Source organism: Enterovibrio coralii, assembly GCF_001559595.1.
Taxonomy (GTDB): domain Bacteria; phylum Pseudomonadota; class Gammaproteobacteria; order Enterobacterales; family Vibrionaceae; genus Enterovibrio; species Enterovibrio coralii.
Map to the genome: position 1 here is coordinate 1 of NZ_LNTY01000019.1, position 17,377 is coordinate 17,377.

The window sequence follows — 17,377 nt, forward strand, 5'->3', positions numbered from 1 at the left end:
CAGTTTCCACTTGACCGTCTGGCAGAGGTTTGGCTTTGTCTGGGTCAACCGTGTAAGTCCATTCGCCATCGACCAGTTCAAAGGTACCGTAATCACCTTCAATGGTGGTGTTGCCAATGGTCGCTGTTTCGCCAGTATCAGGGTCAGTGACCGTGATAGTACCTGTTGTAGAGGTATCTTGGTCAGTGACTGCGCCTGTGGTGTCACCGGTCACGACTGCCGAGTCGTTAGTGCCCGTAACGGTAATAACGATTTCATGTTTAGAGCCGTCAGAAGCAGTAAGCTCGAAGGTATCTGTTTCCACCTGACCATCAGGCAATGGTTTCGCCTTGTCTGGGTCAACCGTGTAAGTCCATTCGCCATCGACCAGTTCAAAGGTACCGTAATCACCTTCAATGGTGGTATTGCCGATGGTCGCTGTTTCACCAGTATCTGGGTCAGTGACCGTGATAGAACCGGTTGTTGAAGTATCTTGGTCAGTCACCGCACCTGTGGTGTCGCCCGTGACGACGGCCGAGTCGTTAGTGCCCGTGACCGTAATAACGACCTCGTGTTTAGAGCCGTCAGAGGCCGTCAGTTCGAAGGTGTCTGTTTCCACTTGACCGTCTGGCAATGGTTTCGCTTTGTCTGGGTCAACCGTGTAGGTCCATTCGCCATCCACAAGCTCAAAGGTACCGTAGTCACCTTCAATGGTGGTGTTGCCGATGGTCGCTGTTTCACCAGAGTCAGGATCGGTGACCGTGATAGAGCCTGTTGTTGAGGTGTCTTGGTCAGTGACCGCGCCTGTGGTGTCGCCGGTGACGACGGCCGAATCGTTAGTGCCTGTGACGGTAATAACGATTTCATGGGTTGAACCGTCAGAGGCAGTGACAGTAAATGAATCCGTCGCTTGCTCGCCTTCCGGCAAAGGTTTGGCTTTATCTGGATCGACAGTGTAAGTCCATTCGCCGTCGACCAACTCAAAGGTGCCGTATTCACCTTCAATGGTGGTATCTTCAATGGTGACTGCTTCATCGCTATCGGGATCGGTTACTGACAGAGAACCTGACGTAGACGTATCCTGATCGGTGACTGAACCTGTTGTGTTGCCCGTAACAATGGCTGCGTCATCGGTACCTGTCACTTCAATGGAAATGGTTTGCTGGGTGTTGTCTGTCGCGGTGAGCGTAAAGGATTCGGTTACAACTTCGTCTGCCTCTAGCTCTTTCGCTCTCTCAGGATCTAACGTGTATGTCCAGGTGCCGTTGTCGAGCGTGAAGGTGCCGTAGTCACCTTCAATCGTGGTGTTTTCAAACTCAGGGGTATCGTCTGTGTCTGCATCGGAGATGCTGAGTTGCCCTGTTGCTGTCACGTCCTCGGAGACATTGAGGTAGTTAATTGCGCTGACTTCTGTGTATGAATCATCAACCAGCGTTAAATCTGTGCCTGGTACAATGTCTGGGCCATCGATTTGCACAAGGAGTGTGGTTGGTGAGTCGCCACCACCAAAGAAATTGCCCGCTTGATCAGCTGCGACGGTGAGCACACCAAAGGTAAAGACATTGCCGTAGGCATCGCTGTATTGCACCGTTGCATTGGCAGAAACAGGGTAGCTATTGCCATCAAGTTCGATCTTTTGCGAACCATCATTGTTGAGGTAACCGTCACTGTCAGTGACTTCCGCTGTAAAGCCAACGGAGCTGAAGTCGATCTCTGAAGGTTGGCTGGAAACACTGAATGAATCTGTGTCACCGTCAGCGTCATCACCAAACACAAACAAGTTGGTGACTTCTACCGTCGGCCCCGTCTCAGTGGTAACAGCACCCGTGAAATCACCAGAGACGACAGGGTTATCTGCCGAGCCTTCAATCGTGATAACCAGTTCGTATTCCTGGCCCTTGTCATCCTCAAGGGTAATGGTATCGGTCGCGGTTTGCCCTTCGTTGAGCCCTTGCGCCGCCGCCTGATTCACCGTGTATGTCCACTCACCATCAACCAAGGAGAAGGAACCGTATTCTGTGGTGATATCTGTATTTTCGAGGGTCGGGTTGTCATTGCTGTCTGGGTCAACCAAGTTGATGGTGCCAGATGTACTAACGTCCACGCCTTCGGTCAAGTTGCCCGTCGTATCGCCAGTTAGCTCGGCTGCATTGTCTGTACCCGTTACGTTAATAACTAACTCGTGGGTGCCACCCATTGAATCTGTAATGGTTATGACGTCTTGAACAGTCGTTCCTTCGTCTAACACATCCGCTAATTCAGGATCTAACGTGTATGTCCACGCACCATTTGTCATGGTGAATGAGCCGTATTGGCCTTGATGGTTCGCATCCGGCAGGGTTGGATTGTCGTTTGTATCGGGGTCGCTGACAGTCAGGTTGCCACTGGTGGTTAATGAGCCAGCGTCATCGGTCACACTGCCACTGATGTCTCCACCTAATTCCGCGGCGTCTTCGGTACCTGTGATAGTAATGACGATGTCATGAAACGTGCCGTCAGAAGCTTCAATTGTGATGGTGTCTGTCGTTGTTTGGTCTTGGTCAAGGTACTGCGCCAAATCAGGGTCCAGCGTGTAAGTCCAATTCCCTTCATTGAGCGTGAGCGAACCGTATTGACCCGCGACGGTGACGTTCGGCAAGGTCGGATTCTCACCCGTGTCGACATCAACCAAATCCACGGTGCCTGTCGCAGTCAGTGTGCCGCTGCCTTCCGTGACGCCACCTGTTGTGTTTCCAGTGAGCACGGGCTCTTGGTCTGTACCCGTGATGGTGATGACGATGTCGTGCGTGCTGCCATCTGATGCTTCGATTGTAATTGTGTCTGTGGTGGTTTCCCCTTCAGGCAACGATGCTACTGAGTCAGGATTTAGTGTGTAGGTCCATTCACCATCGACCAGAGACAGCGAGCCGTATGTGCCGTCCACATCCGCATCAGGCAAGGTTGGGGTGTTGTTTGAATCTGGGTCGATGACCTCGATGGTTCCCGATGTGGTGAGGTTATCACCGTCGGTGAGCGAGCCTGTAACGTTGCCTTGAAGCACAGGCGAATCGTCGGTGCCCGTGATCGAGATGACAATGCTCTGTTGTGTGCCATCGCTGGCGGTCAGCGTGATTGTGTCGGTCGCTTGTTCGCCGGCATTCAATACACCTGCCGCATCTTTATTAAGCGTGTAGGTCCACTCGCCGTCATCCAGCACTAATGTACCGTATTCACCATCGATAGTGGTGTCGGCAAATGTAGGGCTGTCGTCAGCATCGACGTCAGAAATACTGATGGAGCCAGTGGCTGTGACGGTATCGCCTGACGCAGAATCTGTCACTGAATCGCCAAACTGACCACTTACGACGGGTGCATCGTTGGTACCTGTGATGGTGACCGTAATCTCCAGCTCTGTACCGTCCAAAGACGTAACCGTGATGGTGTCAGGCAAGGTGTCGCCAGCATCGAGTGCGTCAAAGGTCGCGTTGTTGGCTTCGTCTGAGGTATACGTCCAGTTACCGGCTCTATCAATGGTTATTTCACCGTATGTCCCTTCGTATGTGCCCGCAGAGAAGAACTGTTGGCCTGCATCAGCATCAGACACCGTCGCGCGCCCGCTGGTGGTGAGTTGTCCGTCAGTTTCCGCTACGGAAACACTCGTCATACCGCCAAATACCGCATCATCATTGACGCCATCGATGGTGATCGTAATGGCTTGCTGAGTCCCATCTTCTGCCGTCACCGTAATGGTGTCGGTCAACTGTTCACCTTGACCTAAGCGGTCAATGGCACCTCGGTCATCAGTAGTGGTGTATGTCCATTTGCCGTCAGCACCAATTTCAATCTCACCCCAGCGCCCTTGGACTGTTTGTTCTGTGAAGGTGTTGTCATTTCCGTCAACGTCTGTCGAAGTGAGTGTCCCAGTCGTTGTCATGGTGCCGTCGGATTCCACGACCGTACCGACGATATCCCCCGCAATAACAGCAGGGTCATTGGTACCAATGATGGTGACTTGAATGTCCGTTTCAGTGCCATCTGCGGAGCGAACCGTGATGGTATCGATGGTACGTTCGCCGTCTGATAGTGCATCCAACGAGGCGTTAGAAGATGGATCTGTGGTGTATGTCCAATTCCCTGCGCGATCGATGGTAACCGAGCCGAAATCACCCAAGTAGGTGCCCGCTTCCATGAAGGATTCGCCCGTGTCGGCATCGACAACATTCATCGAACCGCCAACGCTGATCACGTCATTTGCTTCATAAACATCGCGAGATGTAATAGCTGAGAATACTGGAACGTCGTTGACCCCTTCCAATGTCAGCGTGATCTGTTGGGTCGTGCCGTCTTCTGCTCTTACTGTGACGACTTCAGTCAAGGTTTCGCCGTCTGGCAGACGTTGAATAGCACCGGTAGGGTCTGTGGTGGTATATGTCCATTCGCCATTTTCATCAATGGTGAGTTGGCCACGAGGTGTGTTGATGGTTTCTGCGATAAAGGTATTGTCGTTGCCATCGACATCGCTGGAGGTCAGCGTGCCCGATGTGGACATGGTGCCACCGTTATCGACAACGGTCGCTGCGATATTACCGCCAATATCGGCCGCGTCGTTGCTGCCGTTGATGGTAATGGTGATTTGGGTTTCTGTACCATCCAGTGAATAAACCGTGATGGTGTCAGTGAGGTGTTCGCCATCAGTGAGAGAGTTGATCGCCGATTGGCTGCCATCGCTGGTGGTGTAGCTCCAATTGCCGGCGCGGTCGATTGTCACTTCACCATAAGTTCCATTGAAAGTGCCCGCCTGCATGAAAGACTCGCCTGCGTCAGCGTCGTCTACATTGATGGAACCAGTCGCCGTGAGCGCACCGTCAGCTTCAGTCACCGATCCTGTGCTGATGGCAGAGAATACCGCAACATCGTTCACGCCTTCGAAGGTGATGGCGATTTGTTGCTCGGTACCGTCTTCCGTGCGTACCGTGATGTATTCGACCAGTGTATCGCCATCACCAAGTGCTTGTATCGCACCCGTGGGGTCGGTAGAGGTATATGTCCAAGAGCCATCGGTGTTAATGGTTAGCTCACCGCGCAAAGACTGGACGGTTTCAGCAATAAAGGTATCGTTATTGCCATCGACATCATCAGAAGACAGTCTTCCTGATGCTTGAAGCGTGCCATTGCTGTCTGTGATCGTGCTGAAATATCGCCTGAGACTTCCGCTGCATCGTTCGACCCTTGAATAGTCAGAACGATTGGTGTTCACTGCCATCGCTCGCGGTGACAGTGAACGTATCTGTTGCTTGCTCGCCCTCAGCCAGTGGTGCGACTTTGTCGTTATCTGTGGTGTAGGTCCAAGCACCGTTTTCCAGCACCAGCGTGCCATACTCCCCGCGAATGGTTTCGTTGTTCAGCGTTGTTTGGTTGTTGGAATCAATATCAACCACGTTGAGGACGCCAGATGCCGTGCCTGGCGCAACGCCTGATGGGTCAGAAACCGTTGCTTCCGTATCTCCTTCAACCACAGCATCATCATCGGTGCGTGTAATAGGTACAGAGACCGTTTCCTCAACCGTTGTTTTACCGTCGGATACCGCCACGGTGACGCTGATTTCTTCAAGGGCCAATGTGTCATCGTCAATGGCAGCTTGGCCTGCCGCCGTGAGCACGACATTGCCATCTTCGATCGCAAAGTATCCATTCGGATCGTTGGTGATCGTCACTTCCAATCTGTCGCCATCACCATCGTTGGTTGAAATATTGGCAATCACAGAACCCTCAGACACATTGCTGTCTTCGGTGAGCGGCACGGCTGTCAGTTCAACCTCTGGCGCATCTTCGACTGAAGTGACAGTCACAGACACATCGCCTGACGTGGTGGTGACACCGTCAGAGATTTCGACTTTAAAAGACATTTCCCCATTAAAGTCTTCAGGTGGACGAAGTGTGAATGAGCCATCCGCATTTTGAATGACAGTGGCACCCTCGATGCTTGGGATGATGTTGGTGATCTGAATGTTGTCGGTATCGCCACCCGTAATAAATGGGAGAATATCTTCACGGGAAAGCGTGATATCGCCGTCTTCTTCGAACGAAATTGTGATGGGTGAGAAGACAGGGGCAACGTATTCATCTTCTTGCGCTTGGCTGCTAAGGAGGGACGCGTAACGTGCATTGAGCAGCGAATCTGACTGATCGGCACTTAAGCCTCGGTCTTGCAGGCCCTGTGTATCGAAACCTGTGATTGAGTTAATGCCGCCCCTTGCGTTATTTGACTCAATAATGCTTTGCGCGCCCAACGCAGAGCCAGCGGCTCCTTCACCGGCTGCGGTTTCAGTTCCTTCTTTTTGCGTCGGGTCATCACCTTCTTCAATGGCTGCGATGATATCGAGCACGTCAGCCGGGAGATCGAGGCCTTCGATACCTTCTTCACCAACAAACAATGCTTCATCAAGAACATCAATTTGCTCTTGGTCTTCAGTCACTATCCATGCGTTTTTGCCATTTGGGACAGATAAAACATCGCCTGTCTGTAGCGCGACGTTTGGTTGTGCAGGAACGGTTTCACCATCAGGTTTTACAACGAATGCTTGTCCAACGACTTGACTAAGGACCAAGGTAACTGCCATGACGCTCTCCCTCAATTGCAGTGTCTTGCTTATGAAAAATTTGTTTCATAAGTGGTTAGTGAATTAACCCTAGTACACAAAGTGACCACTGCTAAGGCTTTGCCAGAAATTTGTAAAGTTTTGAAAGGGAAGTGTTTCATATATGAGAAATGCATTAAGAGGTCGTTTGCCAGAACAAAAATGAAAACAGCTCTGAGGCACGGGATAAGGGTAAAGCGGAAACCAAATTGCTGCTGCCAATCTGTTGATGAAAATGCAGATTTGGCACAGACGCCAAAAAGACACTAGTTTTAAAGGGCAAACTTGTGCTTCATTTTTGAGATTTTATGGCTTGGTGGTTGAGTTTGTCTCAGCAAAACAGGGTGTTAGAAATCGGTAGGAAAAGCACGCTGTCTCTCAGTCCCGCAGTCATTTACCAAACTCAAAATGACGTTGAGCTCGAAGCAATTTGGCTTCTGACACTATATTCCGAAAGGTAGGCGCAATGAAAAGCTTGGTGAAAAATGAACCTGTCATCGTTTTGGCCGATGTAGACCTATCCCACATAGATTTTTATCAGCAAGTATTGAGCGAAAATGGGTATTGGCTACGTTCGGTTGCAACGCCAGATAAGCTGAATACGATTTTGGAACAACACCCCGTCAATATCTTGGTACTGAGCTTTGATTTTCCATTCGCGGATGGGGAAGCACTTCAAAAAGAAATTAAAAAGATTCGACTGCTACCTACCTGCAAAAACACGCGCATCATCATCACCTCCAACAGCTATTCGGAAGATGAAAAAAGAATCGCGTATCAATCTGGTGCGGCTGATTACCTCGTCTATCCCATCGGCCCTGATGAGCTGTTCTTGAAGATGGGGACGCAGCTTATTGCTGGCTCTAGAAAAGGGGTTATGGGTGCGTTAAGTCGAAGCTTCAACGTCCTGTCTCAGGTAAACATGCAGCTTTATCCGCTGCTTGCGACCTCGGCAAGCTGTGCGCAAATATTGATGCAAACCTCACTCAGCAACAAACAAGCCATCTATGTAGACAGTTTGCACCGTTCGCTGAAACGAGCGGGTGTCCTTTCTGACAACCTGAGAGATTTTGAAGAACTGTCCACGGATTTCTTGTCTCTTGAAAACACGCCATTCGACTTAGATCAGCTCCTTGAAAGCTTACGTGAGTTCATTTTGGGTGAAGCTGAGCGACGCGAAGTGGAGTTGTTGTTTGATGTGCCTATGGACGTGCCTCGCTCACTTATTGGTGATCCAGATAGACTCAGACGCGTGCTGCTTAACTTTATTTCTGAAGCACTGATTGTGGGTGGAGGTTGCCCGATTATTCTGAGCATTCAGGCGCAAAAGCTAACCGATAACAGTGTGTCGCTTGAGTTCTCCGTTCACGAAAAAGTCTCTGACGATGGTCATTCTTATTATCACCTTGATGAGTTAGCTGAACGCGCATCGATGGCGATGTCCGAAGTGGATGAATCGCTAAATCTGCTGATTTCCTGCTGCTTAATCGATGCCATGGGCGGAAGCATTCACCATGACATGCCAGATGAAGACTCAGGTATTCGCTTTAATATTGAACTGCAGGTGTCGTCGGTTTCCACCGACAAGAGCTTTGCCGTTCCGGTGGATCTTCGCAAGCTAAGAGTGTTGGTGGTGGATGACAATCCTTCGTCAATTGCCGTGCACACAGCAATCATCGAATCGCTGGGCTTTGAATGTCATTCGGCAAACAATGTCGACGGTGCGTTTAAAGCCATCGAAGACAGTATTCTGGATTTGGAAGGTGAGCCGTATGATTTGATCTTGCTGGATTGGCATATGCCGGGCAAGAAAGGCTTCCACTTGCTAGAGAAACTTAACAAAGACCTGTCGCCAAAAGACACGCCGCTGGTCATCGTGATCAGTGCGTTTGATAAGAGCAAGATTGAAAGCGAAAAAGGGCCAGGCAAAATCGACGGTTATCTTCACAAGCCCATTTCAGCGTCAGTCATGTTTGACACCATCATGGAAGTGATGGGACAAAACCTGCCGAAAACCCATCAGCGCGTTATTAATGCTCAGCAACAGCAAACGGGTGTCACCATCAATGGCGGCGGGAAGCGTATTTTGGTGGTTGATGACATGCCTATCAACCAGCAAATCGCTAACGAAATCCTTATCAGCAATGATTTTCAGGTTGAGGTCGCACAATCAGGCCGTGAAGCAGTCGTGAAAGTGTGCCCTGCGCCAGAGCTGTACGATGCCATTTTGATGGACTTAGAAATGCCGGAAATGAATGGTCTCGAAGCTACCCGGATTATTCGAGAAACCGCCGATGCGGATGTGCTGCCCATCTTCGCCGTAACGGCTCACACCATGGAAAGAGACCGTCAGCGCTGTGAAGCGGCAGGTATGAACGACCACATTGCCAAACCGATTGACGCAGATTCTCTGTTACAGAAACTGGCAGTACATTTAGGGTTAGCGGTAACTTCTGTTGATTTGTCTGCACCCGCAGATGATGCCGCTGATGAAGAATATGAGTATGTTGATATCGAAGAAGGTATCAAACGCGTCATGGGGAACGAAACTCTCTACTTCAAGCTTCTTAGCGACTTCGCGCATCAAGCAAGAACGCTGGAATCCTCTGTTTATCAACATATCGATGAAGGACAGTACGTTGTTGCGTCCGAACACGCCCACACTATCGCAGGCAGCGCGGGCAACCTGTCGGTGACTGTGCTGAGAAAGTCTGCCAAACAGCTGCAGATCGCTTTGTCTTCGGTCGAAGAAAGCCATGAAGGCGCGCTGAATCAATTCAAGCGTGACATGGACAACGCCATAAAAGAGATTGGCCAAATTCTGCTTAAGCGCAGTGCGAATACTGTGTCACCAGAGGGTGGCAGTGCCGCAGAAAGTAGCATAGGTGCAGCAAAACCGGCCGCTTCGAGCAATGCGCTGGATGTCAGGATGATGGCTTTTAAATCGCAGATCCTCTCGCAAGACATGATGGCGATAGATACCTACTACCAGTTGTTGGTGGACTTCTGCGACATGGCACCAGAGCTCAAACCGATTGGTGACAAGCTTATCGAACTCGATTATGCGCAGGCGATAAAAGAGCTGGATAGTTTTTTGGAAAAAAGCGGCCTGACCAAAGACGTGGCGAAATAAAGGGGGATACTGAATGCAGACAAATTCTGAAGCGATGGACAAAGACACACTTCTTCTGGTGGACGCATCGCCAAATAGCATTCGTATTCTTAATGCCATTTTGGGAGAAGAGTATCGTGTCATTTTCTCAACCACAGCGAAAAGAGCAAAGGAGCTTGCAAAGCAAGAGTCTCCAAAGCTGATATTGATGGATGTCGAGCTACCCGATATGGATGGCTACGAGTTTTGCCAACAACTGAGAAGCGACACGGATCTCTCTAACACGCCAATCATTCTGATCACCGAGCCGCAGGAAGACGAAGGCAAAGAACTCGGCTTGCGCATTGGTTGCTCAGATTACATCTCGAAACCAGTTTCACCCGCTGAGGTTAAACTTCGCATCTACAATCAGCTTCGCATTCGCCGCAATGAAGAGCTGATCATGCAGCGTGCTTTGTATGATGGCCTAACTAAACTGGCGAACCGGAACCTGACGTTAGACCGTCTGCGCTATGCCATTGCACATGACTTAAGACGAGGTCTCTTAACCGGCCTTATGCTGGTGGACATAGATAACTTTAAAACGGTGAATGACACACTCAGCCACGATGTAGGCGATCAGGTGTTGGTTGAGCTCTCGAAGCGTATTGTAAAAACCGTGAGGGAGATTGATACCGTTGGGCGCGTCAGTGGCGATGAATTTCTTATTGTTCTGCCTGGATTGCATCAGACGGAAAATGCCTGCCAAATCGCGAGTAAGCTCAGAAAAGCGATCAACAAGCCCATCTCCATCAACATGGGTGGGGAAGTGCACGTCACCGCGAGTATTGGTATCTCTGTGTCACCGCTTGATTCGGATGATTTCAAGCGACTCTTTGCTCATGCGGATGTTGCGAAAAACCAAGCGAAAGATGGTGGTAAAGACAGCTACCGTATGTTCACCACTGAGATGAACGACAATATTCATCGTCGGATGAGAATCGAATATCACTTGGTGAAGGCGATCTCGAAGAACGAATTCAGTGTGCTTTACCAACCCTTTGTGGATTTGAAAACGGACGAAGTTGTGGGGGCAGAGGCACTTATTCGTTGGAATAACAGTGAGTTGGGCCCAGTGTCGCCCGCAGAGTTTATTCCTATCGCAGAGCAAACGAATTTGATTTATGAAATCGGTGGGTTTGTACTTCGCACAGCACTGCGAGATTTTGCGAAGCTGAGAAATGCGCAAGGGCAACTGCTCAATCTAGCTGTAAATATCTCGCCGCAGCAAATCAGGCAGCCTAACTTCCTCAAAGATATGACGACCATGATGGAAAACGATGGCTTCGATATTAACCGTATCGAGCTGGAAGTGACGGAAGGTTTGTTGCTCAGTAATCAACCACAAGTTAAAGAGATGATTGAGAAGCTAAGTAACATGGGTGCCATGTTGTCGATGGATGATTTTGGTACGGGCTATTCGTCGTTAAGCTACTTGCTGCAATTCCCGTTCGATACCCTGAAGATTGACCGCGAGTTTGTTGATGGTATTACCGATGTTCAGTTGAATGAAACATTGGCGACTGCGGTGATTTCCATGGCGCAGGGGCTAAAGATCAAAACCGTTGCGGAAGGGGTGGAAACCGCCGAGCAGTTGGAGATGCTACGCTCCAAAGGCTGCGATCTTGCACAGGGTTACTATTTAAGCAGACCGCTGGATATCGAAACGTTCAAAACATTCCTTGTCGATGAGGACCCTTCGGGTGTGACGATTGAATCCGGTACGCAAGACGAAACAGCCTAAGTAAATGCCGGCTCGCTAACTGAAAAATAGCCCTTTTAAGGGCTATTTTTCTATCCAACCAGCAACGGTTTGGATTGGGTCGCCACCATCAATCGGTGTCAGCCAAACCGCTACTGCTGACGCAGGGGCTTCGGTCTTGTCTTTCAACGGGAAAGTCCAAGAGTTACGGCCGAGTTGCGAAGCAAAATCTACCACCACAAAGTCATGCTCTAGCACTCGCCCGCGGTTCTCGCCCCGTTTAACGCTCGTTTCTATGTCCATCGCGAGTAGCGCGAAATTGGCGCGCAGCAAACGATTCCCGTCATAATCAATTTTTAGCGCGTCCTGTTTAATTTCAGCTTTTAACGCTGGTGCCCTTGGTCCTTGTGCGTAAGGAACGGATTGTCGTGCAAAAAAGCCTCGCCATTCCTGATCGTTAATAAACCAACCTGGAGTGTAAACGCCAGATGCTTGCCCGAGAGAGACTTTTTCGCGTTGTCGTTGGCTAAACTCGGACGTGGCAAAGCGGTCTTTCCAGCCAATGTAGTTCCAGTAATCAACATGAAATGCCATTGGAATGACGTCTTTCCAAAGACCGGCTGAGTGCTTGAGTTGGTTAAGCGCGTGCTCGGCAGGCGGGCAGCTGCTGCATCCTTCTGATGTATAAAGTTCGACTATCGTGGCGGGAGAACCATCATTTTGCAGTGTTTGAGCAAAAGAAAAGAAAGGAGCAAGGCCAACAAGCACCAACAACGCGTTTTTCATACCAATCTCCAAGTCGATAAGGCAGCTATCGATAAAAGACCTGAGATGAAAGCATTGTCTTTCGTTTGTATTGTTGGCGAAGGTGTAAGGTCAACCTGTAAGGTCGAGCTACAAGCTGAGAGACAACCTCAACATATCTTTATGCTGAATACCTTTTTCCCAAATAGGCTCTTCGTAGTTGTCGATAAAATGGTTTTTCACCAATGCATCCACGCGAAAACCAAAACGCTGATAAAACGCCAATTGGTGGCCGAAGGTGCCTGTTCCCAATTCGAGTGTTTTGATGTTGCGGCGTTTCGCGGTATCAATGACATGCTGCAATAACAAGGAGCCTAGTCCTTGGCACTGGAGCTGTGGCGAGATAGCGATGTTGTAGATTTCAAGCGTGTCTTTCGGGCGACGTTGAATGATGCAGACGCCGACAACCTGCTCGCCATCCATTGCGGCAACGCATTGAGAGTCCAACAAGTAAGTGGCAATACGGGATGCAGACGGATCGGCTTCCAGCAAGAGTTCTGGCGGAATGCGGTTAGGTGACACATCAAGGATACGAATTGAACGAACGTTCTTCGTCCATTTACCTGCATCGTCGGATGGAGAATCGGTAGTGTCAGTGTACGAATCAACTTTCACAATATTACCTAGCTACTGCTGAATAACGTAAAGGGGTTTCTTTTATTTTTGTTTGGCGTATTTCAATTCAACGGTGTTACCGTCGGGGTCTTTGATGTACAGCGAGCGGCCAAAGCCTTCTGCACCATAGCGTTCAGCAAAATCGCTGGTTTCGACGTCCCACTTTTTTAGATGCGCCAACAGTGACTCGTCGCTTATAGGGCTGATTCTTAGACAAAAGTGGTCGAGATTGTTCTCGGATTTGGAAGGTTCACCACCACCCATCTTGCCCAAGGTGCTTTGGACATCGACAACATCTATCAGCGCGTTTCCCGCTCGCAGTTGTGTTAACCCCAACTCAGGTGATGTTTCTCGCTCGATGTGACAACCCAACACCTTTGTGTAGAACGCTAACATCTTTTTGAGGTTGGCAGTCCTGAGCACGATATGGTCAATGGCGATGATATTCAGCATTGAAACATCCTTGTTTCTTCTGTCTCTGTGGTTTGCTTACATTTGCTGATAGCGTGCCCACAAAGTCAGATAGGGTGAGAGTAATGATAATACGTCTAAATGTTACAAGTGACATGAAATTATGCGATCAGTTTAATAATAAAGCTTTGACTTTTCGCACGTTACAATCCAGTCCGATTATAAAAGCGAGGGCTAGATTCCCTTGGTAAATGAACGAGATTTAAGTTGGTTTGGATGGCTGTACTGACCGCAAGCGATGTGGGTGTGCCCAGCGTGATGAGCGTTCTTACTCCAGCTAAGACCGCTTTTTGAACCAGTTCGATACTGCAACGGCTGGTGACGATTAAGGAATGCTCAGGCGTGAGGATTTTTTGCCGAAAGGCAGCACCTAGCGTTTTGTCGACGGCATTGTGACGGCCAATATCTTCCCGGCATAGAAGAATGTTTCCAGCCTTATCAACCAACATGGCCGCGTGGATCGCGCCGCTGATATGTCCCAGTGATTGCCAAAGTCTAAGGTTCTCTCGAAGCGCAAGGATACTGCTGTCTTCGAGTGGCGCGACGGTATCCAATGGCGGGAGTGAGGGCAACGCGTGAGACAGGGACTCTGCGCCGCAAATGCCACAGCCTGTTCTTCCTGCCATTTGACGCTTTGATGCTGACAAACGTGCTTGCGCCCGATTAGCAAGTTGCACATTGGCAATTAATGCATCGTCTTCGACATCAATGGCAACGTCATGGATTTCAATGGCATCGTTAACAATGCGCTCGCTGAAGGAAAAGCCGTAAATAAAGTCGTCGATGTCCTGCGGGGTCACCATCATAACCGCGTGACTGACGCCGTTGTAGCTGATCGCCAAGGCGGTTTCGGTGGGCAAGGTGGCGAACTGATTCGAGGCCGTGGTGTCATCGGAATAATGGTGCAGAGAGTGTGGCTCCAGATAAACATCATCGGGTGCGGCAAAATCCCGTTTCTTGTCTTTCATGTTAAACCTTACACCATGCTTTGATTCTCCTAGCTTAGCGTTTTCCATTTGTGGATGGGTGTTTGAAGTTTAAAAAAGAGAGCTTAACCATACCGAGCGCATCAGGGGTGCGACATGAGTTGTCGCAATCAGTAACGGTGCGGACGCAAAATCACATCTCTCTTTCAAAGCCCCAAATTACGATGCAATAAGTACCCGTTTTTAACGCAATACTGATCTGAATCGCAGTGAAAAGACTACACTTTTCTTGCTGATCTTCGGCTCTCTATATTGATGTGAATCCACCTAAATTCAGGACAACGGAATGCAGAATTACTCCGGATTCGGGCTGTTCAAACATGCGCTGACGTTTCACGAAAATTGGCAGCGTGTTTGGCGTAATCCTACCCCCAAGCCACTTTATGACGTCATCATTGTTGGTGGTGGTGGCCATGGTCTTGCCACGGCCTACTACCTCGCAAAAGAGTGCGGTATTACCAATGTGGCCGTGGTTGAAAAAGGCTGGCTTGGCGGCGGCAACACCGCAAGGAATACCACCATTGTTCGTTCGAATTACCTTTGGGATGAAGCCGCACACCTCTACGAACATTCTCTGAAATTGTGGGAAGGGTTGTCGCAAGAGCTCAATTTCAACCTGATGTTCAGCCAACGCGGCGTGTTGAATTTAGGTCATAACCTTCAGGATATGCGGGACATAGAACGACGCGTCAGTGCCAACCGCTTAAACGGCATTGACAGCGAAGTGTTGGACACCAAAGCGGTACAAGATCTAGTGCCACTTCTCAATTGCTCCGATAACACGCGTTACCCCATTCTTGGTGCGAGCTGGCAACCGCGAGGCGGCGTAGCAAGACATGATGCCGTGGCGTGGGGATTTGCGCGCGCAGCAGATAGCCTTGGCGTGGATTTGATCCAGCAAACCGAGGTAACGGGACTTCGCATCGAAAACGGGAAAGTATTGGGTGTGGAAACCGCCAACGGCTTTATCGGTGCCAAGAAAGTCGGCTGTGTGGTTGCGGGTAACTCTGGCGAGCTGGCACGAATGGCAGGCATGACCTTGCCCATCGAGTCTCATCCTCTTCAAGCCATGGTGTCTGAACCGCTCAAGCCTTGCATTGACACAGTCATCATGTCGAATGCCGTTCACGGTTATATCAGCCAATCCGATAAGGGCGATTTGGTGATTGGCGCAGGCATCGACAGTTACAACGGCTTCGGACAACGTGGCTCGTTTCCGCTCATTGAACATACTATCACTGCCATTTTGGAGCTTTTTCCTTTCTTGAGCCGTGTTCGCATGAATCGCCACTGGGGCGGGATTGTCGATACGTGCCCGGATGCGTGTCCCATCATCAGTAAAACTGACATAGAGGGACTTTACTTCAACTGCGGTTGGGGAACAGGCGGCTTTAAAGCAACGCCGGGGTCGGGACATGTGTTTGCACACACCATTGCGAAAGATGAACCGCACAAGTTGGCAGCCCCTTTCAATATCGACAGGTTTGTAAGCGGCTATCTGATTGACGAACACGGTGCCGCTGGCGTCGCGCATTAAACGGATTGAATGGGAAGGAAAGTAAATGCTGAGAATTTATTGCCCCTATTGCGAAGAATACAGGGAAGAAGATGAGTTCAGCTATGGCGGTGAAGCACATATCGTTCGCCCGTTAGAGCCGAGCGCACTTTCGGATAAAGAATGGGGCCACTATCTCTTTCATCGCAAGAACATAAAAGGAAGCCACAAGGAAATGTGGTACCACGCTACGGGTTGTCGAAAATTCTTTAATGTGCAGCGAAACACGGTGACGTATCGCATTGAAGCAGTTTACAAAATGGGTGAGACCTTAGCTGAAGGAAGTGGGGAGGTCGAAGGATGAGTCAGGTTAACCGCTTGCTTCACGGTGGTCGCATTGATCGCGACAGTTCACTGACATTCACGTTTAATGGCACAACGTACCAAGGCCACAAAGGGGATACGCTTGCCTCAGCGTTGATGGCAAATGGCATTAAGGTTGTGGGCCGCAGTTTTAAATATCATCGCCCTCGCGGTATTTTGGGTGCAGGTGCGGAAGAGCCAAACGCCATTTTGCAGATTGGCTCAACGCCTGCCACCCAATCACCTAATATGCGCGCGACGCAAACGGAGCTTTTTGATGGGCTGGACTCGCGCGTAGTGAATGCATGGCCAAGCCTTGAAAATGATGCGTTATCCGTCGTGGGCAAAATCGGCGGTAGCATGATGCCCGCGGGTTTTTACTACAAAACCTTCATGTACCCAGAATCGCTCTGGCCGCAGTATGAAAAGCACATCAGAAATGCAGCAGGGTTGGGCGAGGCCCCAATGGCTCTGGATGCGAATACCTACGACAAAATGCAGCATCACTGCGATGTGTTGATAGTAGGTGCTGGTGCTGCGGGGCTAATGGCTGCACGACAGCTCTCTGGGCTGGGTTTAAGAATGATAGTGGTCGATGAGCAATCAGAGATGGGCGGCGGGTTGCTTCACACGCGCACGCAAATCGACACGGCACCCGCTACCGAGTGGGTTGCGGAAACCCTGTCGCTGCTTGAACAAGATCGCGATTGCATGCTGCTACCGAAAAGCACGGCTTTTGGTTATTACGACCATAACTTTGTCGGCGTGCTGGAGCGTAGAACTGACCATCTTGGTGAAGATGCGAAAGGTAGCCGCCAACGCATTCATCACATCCGCGCTAAGCAAGTCCTTCTAGCCACTGGCGCTATTGAACGACCACTGGTGTTTGGCAACAACGATTTGCCGGGTTGTATGCTCGCATCGGCTGTTTCCACTTACTTGAATCGTTACGCCGTAACGCCGGGTGAGTCGCTTGTGTTAATGACCACCAATGATGATGCCTATGACGCGGCGATTGATTGGCAAGCGGCAGGTTTGCATGTGGAAGCGATCGTCGATAGCCGCTCTCACGTTGAGGGCGACAAAATTGACCAAGCTAAAGCCTTAGGTATTACTGTGTTGCTGGGCCATGCAGTGACTAATGTGCAGGGCAGTGATCATGTGACGGGAGCTGAAGTCGCGCCTATCGATAAA

Annotated in this window: 11 protein-coding genes; 5 read left to right on the plus strand and 6 right to left on the minus strand. The window is 50.0% G+C overall.

Annotated elements, in window-relative coordinates:
* Both ATN88_RS06365 and ATN88_RS06370 read right to left on the minus strand, forming a co-directional pair.
* On the minus strand, window positions 1–5,215 hold a 5,215-nt coding region (locus ATN88_RS06365), incomplete at its 3' end, for a beta strand repeat-containing protein (protein ID WP_198158338.1).
* Complete coding sequence (locus tag ATN88_RS06370; protein ID WP_067413084.1) at window positions 5,196–6,578, minus strand: cadherin-like domain-containing protein; 1,383 nt, start codon at window positions 6,576–6,578, stop codon at window positions 5,196–5,198. The genes ATN88_RS06370 and ATN88_RS06365, both read right to left, overlap by 20 nt.
* Window positions 6,579–7,062: 484 nt before the next feature.
* Between ATN88_RS06370 and ATN88_RS06375 the strand changes: the two genes are divergently transcribed.
* On the plus strand, window positions 7,063–9,729 hold the full coding sequence (locus tag ATN88_RS06375) for a response regulator (protein WP_067413087.1): 2,667 nt from the start codon (window positions 7,063–7,065) through the stop codon (window positions 9,727–9,729).
* A gap of 13 nt (window positions 9,730–9,742) precedes the next feature.
* Window positions 9,743–11,491 (plus strand): two-component system response regulator, encoded by a 1,749-nt coding sequence (locus ATN88_RS06380; RefSeq protein WP_067413089.1) that lies wholly within the window; start codon window positions 9,743–9,745, stop codon window positions 11,489–11,491.
* A gap of 42 nt (window positions 11,492–11,533) precedes the next feature.
* Here the strand turns inward: ATN88_RS06380 and ATN88_RS06385 are convergent, their stop codons facing one another.
* From ATN88_RS06385 to fdhD, 4 genes are all read right to left on the minus strand, one after another.
* A complete protein-coding gene (locus ATN88_RS06385) occupies window positions 11,534–12,235 on the minus strand; it encodes a DUF1223 domain-containing protein (RefSeq protein ID WP_067413091.1) in 702 nt (233 codons plus the stop codon).
* 108 nt (window positions 12,236–12,343) lie between these two features.
* Window positions 12,344–12,790, minus strand: a complete 447-nt coding sequence (locus ATN88_RS06390) for a GNAT family N-acetyltransferase (protein WP_067413106.1) — start codon at window positions 12,788–12,790, stop codon at window positions 12,344–12,346.
* A 120-nt stretch (window positions 12,791–12,910) separates the two neighbouring features.
* Window positions 12,911–13,321 carry a VOC family protein gene (locus ATN88_RS06395; RefSeq protein WP_067413095.1) on the minus strand — a complete coding sequence of 137 codons (411 nt, stop codon included), beginning with the start codon at window positions 13,319–13,321 and terminating at the stop codon, window positions 12,911–12,913.
* Between the two features lie 161 nt (window positions 13,322–13,482).
* A complete protein-coding gene (fdhD, locus tag ATN88_RS06400; protein ID WP_067413097.1) occupies window positions 13,483–14,307 on the minus strand; it encodes a formate dehydrogenase accessory sulfurtransferase FdhD in 825 nt (274 codons plus the stop codon).
* A 304-nt stretch (window positions 14,308–14,611) separates the two neighbouring features.
* Between fdhD and ATN88_RS06405 the strand changes: the two genes are divergently transcribed.
* From ATN88_RS06405 to ATN88_RS06415, 3 genes are all read left to right on the plus strand, one after another.
* Window positions 14,612–15,862 carry a sarcosine oxidase subunit beta family protein gene (locus ATN88_RS06405; protein WP_067413100.1) on the plus strand — a complete coding sequence of 417 codons (1,251 nt, stop codon included), beginning with the start codon at window positions 14,612–14,614 and terminating at the stop codon, window positions 15,860–15,862.
* A 25-nt stretch (window positions 15,863–15,887) separates the two neighbouring features.
* Window positions 15,888–16,184 carry a sarcosine oxidase subunit delta gene (locus tag ATN88_RS06410; RefSeq protein WP_067413103.1) on the plus strand — a complete coding sequence of 99 codons (297 nt, stop codon included), beginning with the start codon at window positions 15,888–15,890 and terminating at the stop codon, window positions 16,182–16,184.
* Window positions 16,181–17,377, plus strand: a 1,197-nt coding sequence (locus ATN88_RS06415) for a 2Fe-2S iron-sulfur cluster-binding protein (protein ID WP_157490672.1), incomplete at its 3' end; no start/stop codon positions are given. The genes ATN88_RS06410 and ATN88_RS06415, both read left to right, overlap by 4 nt.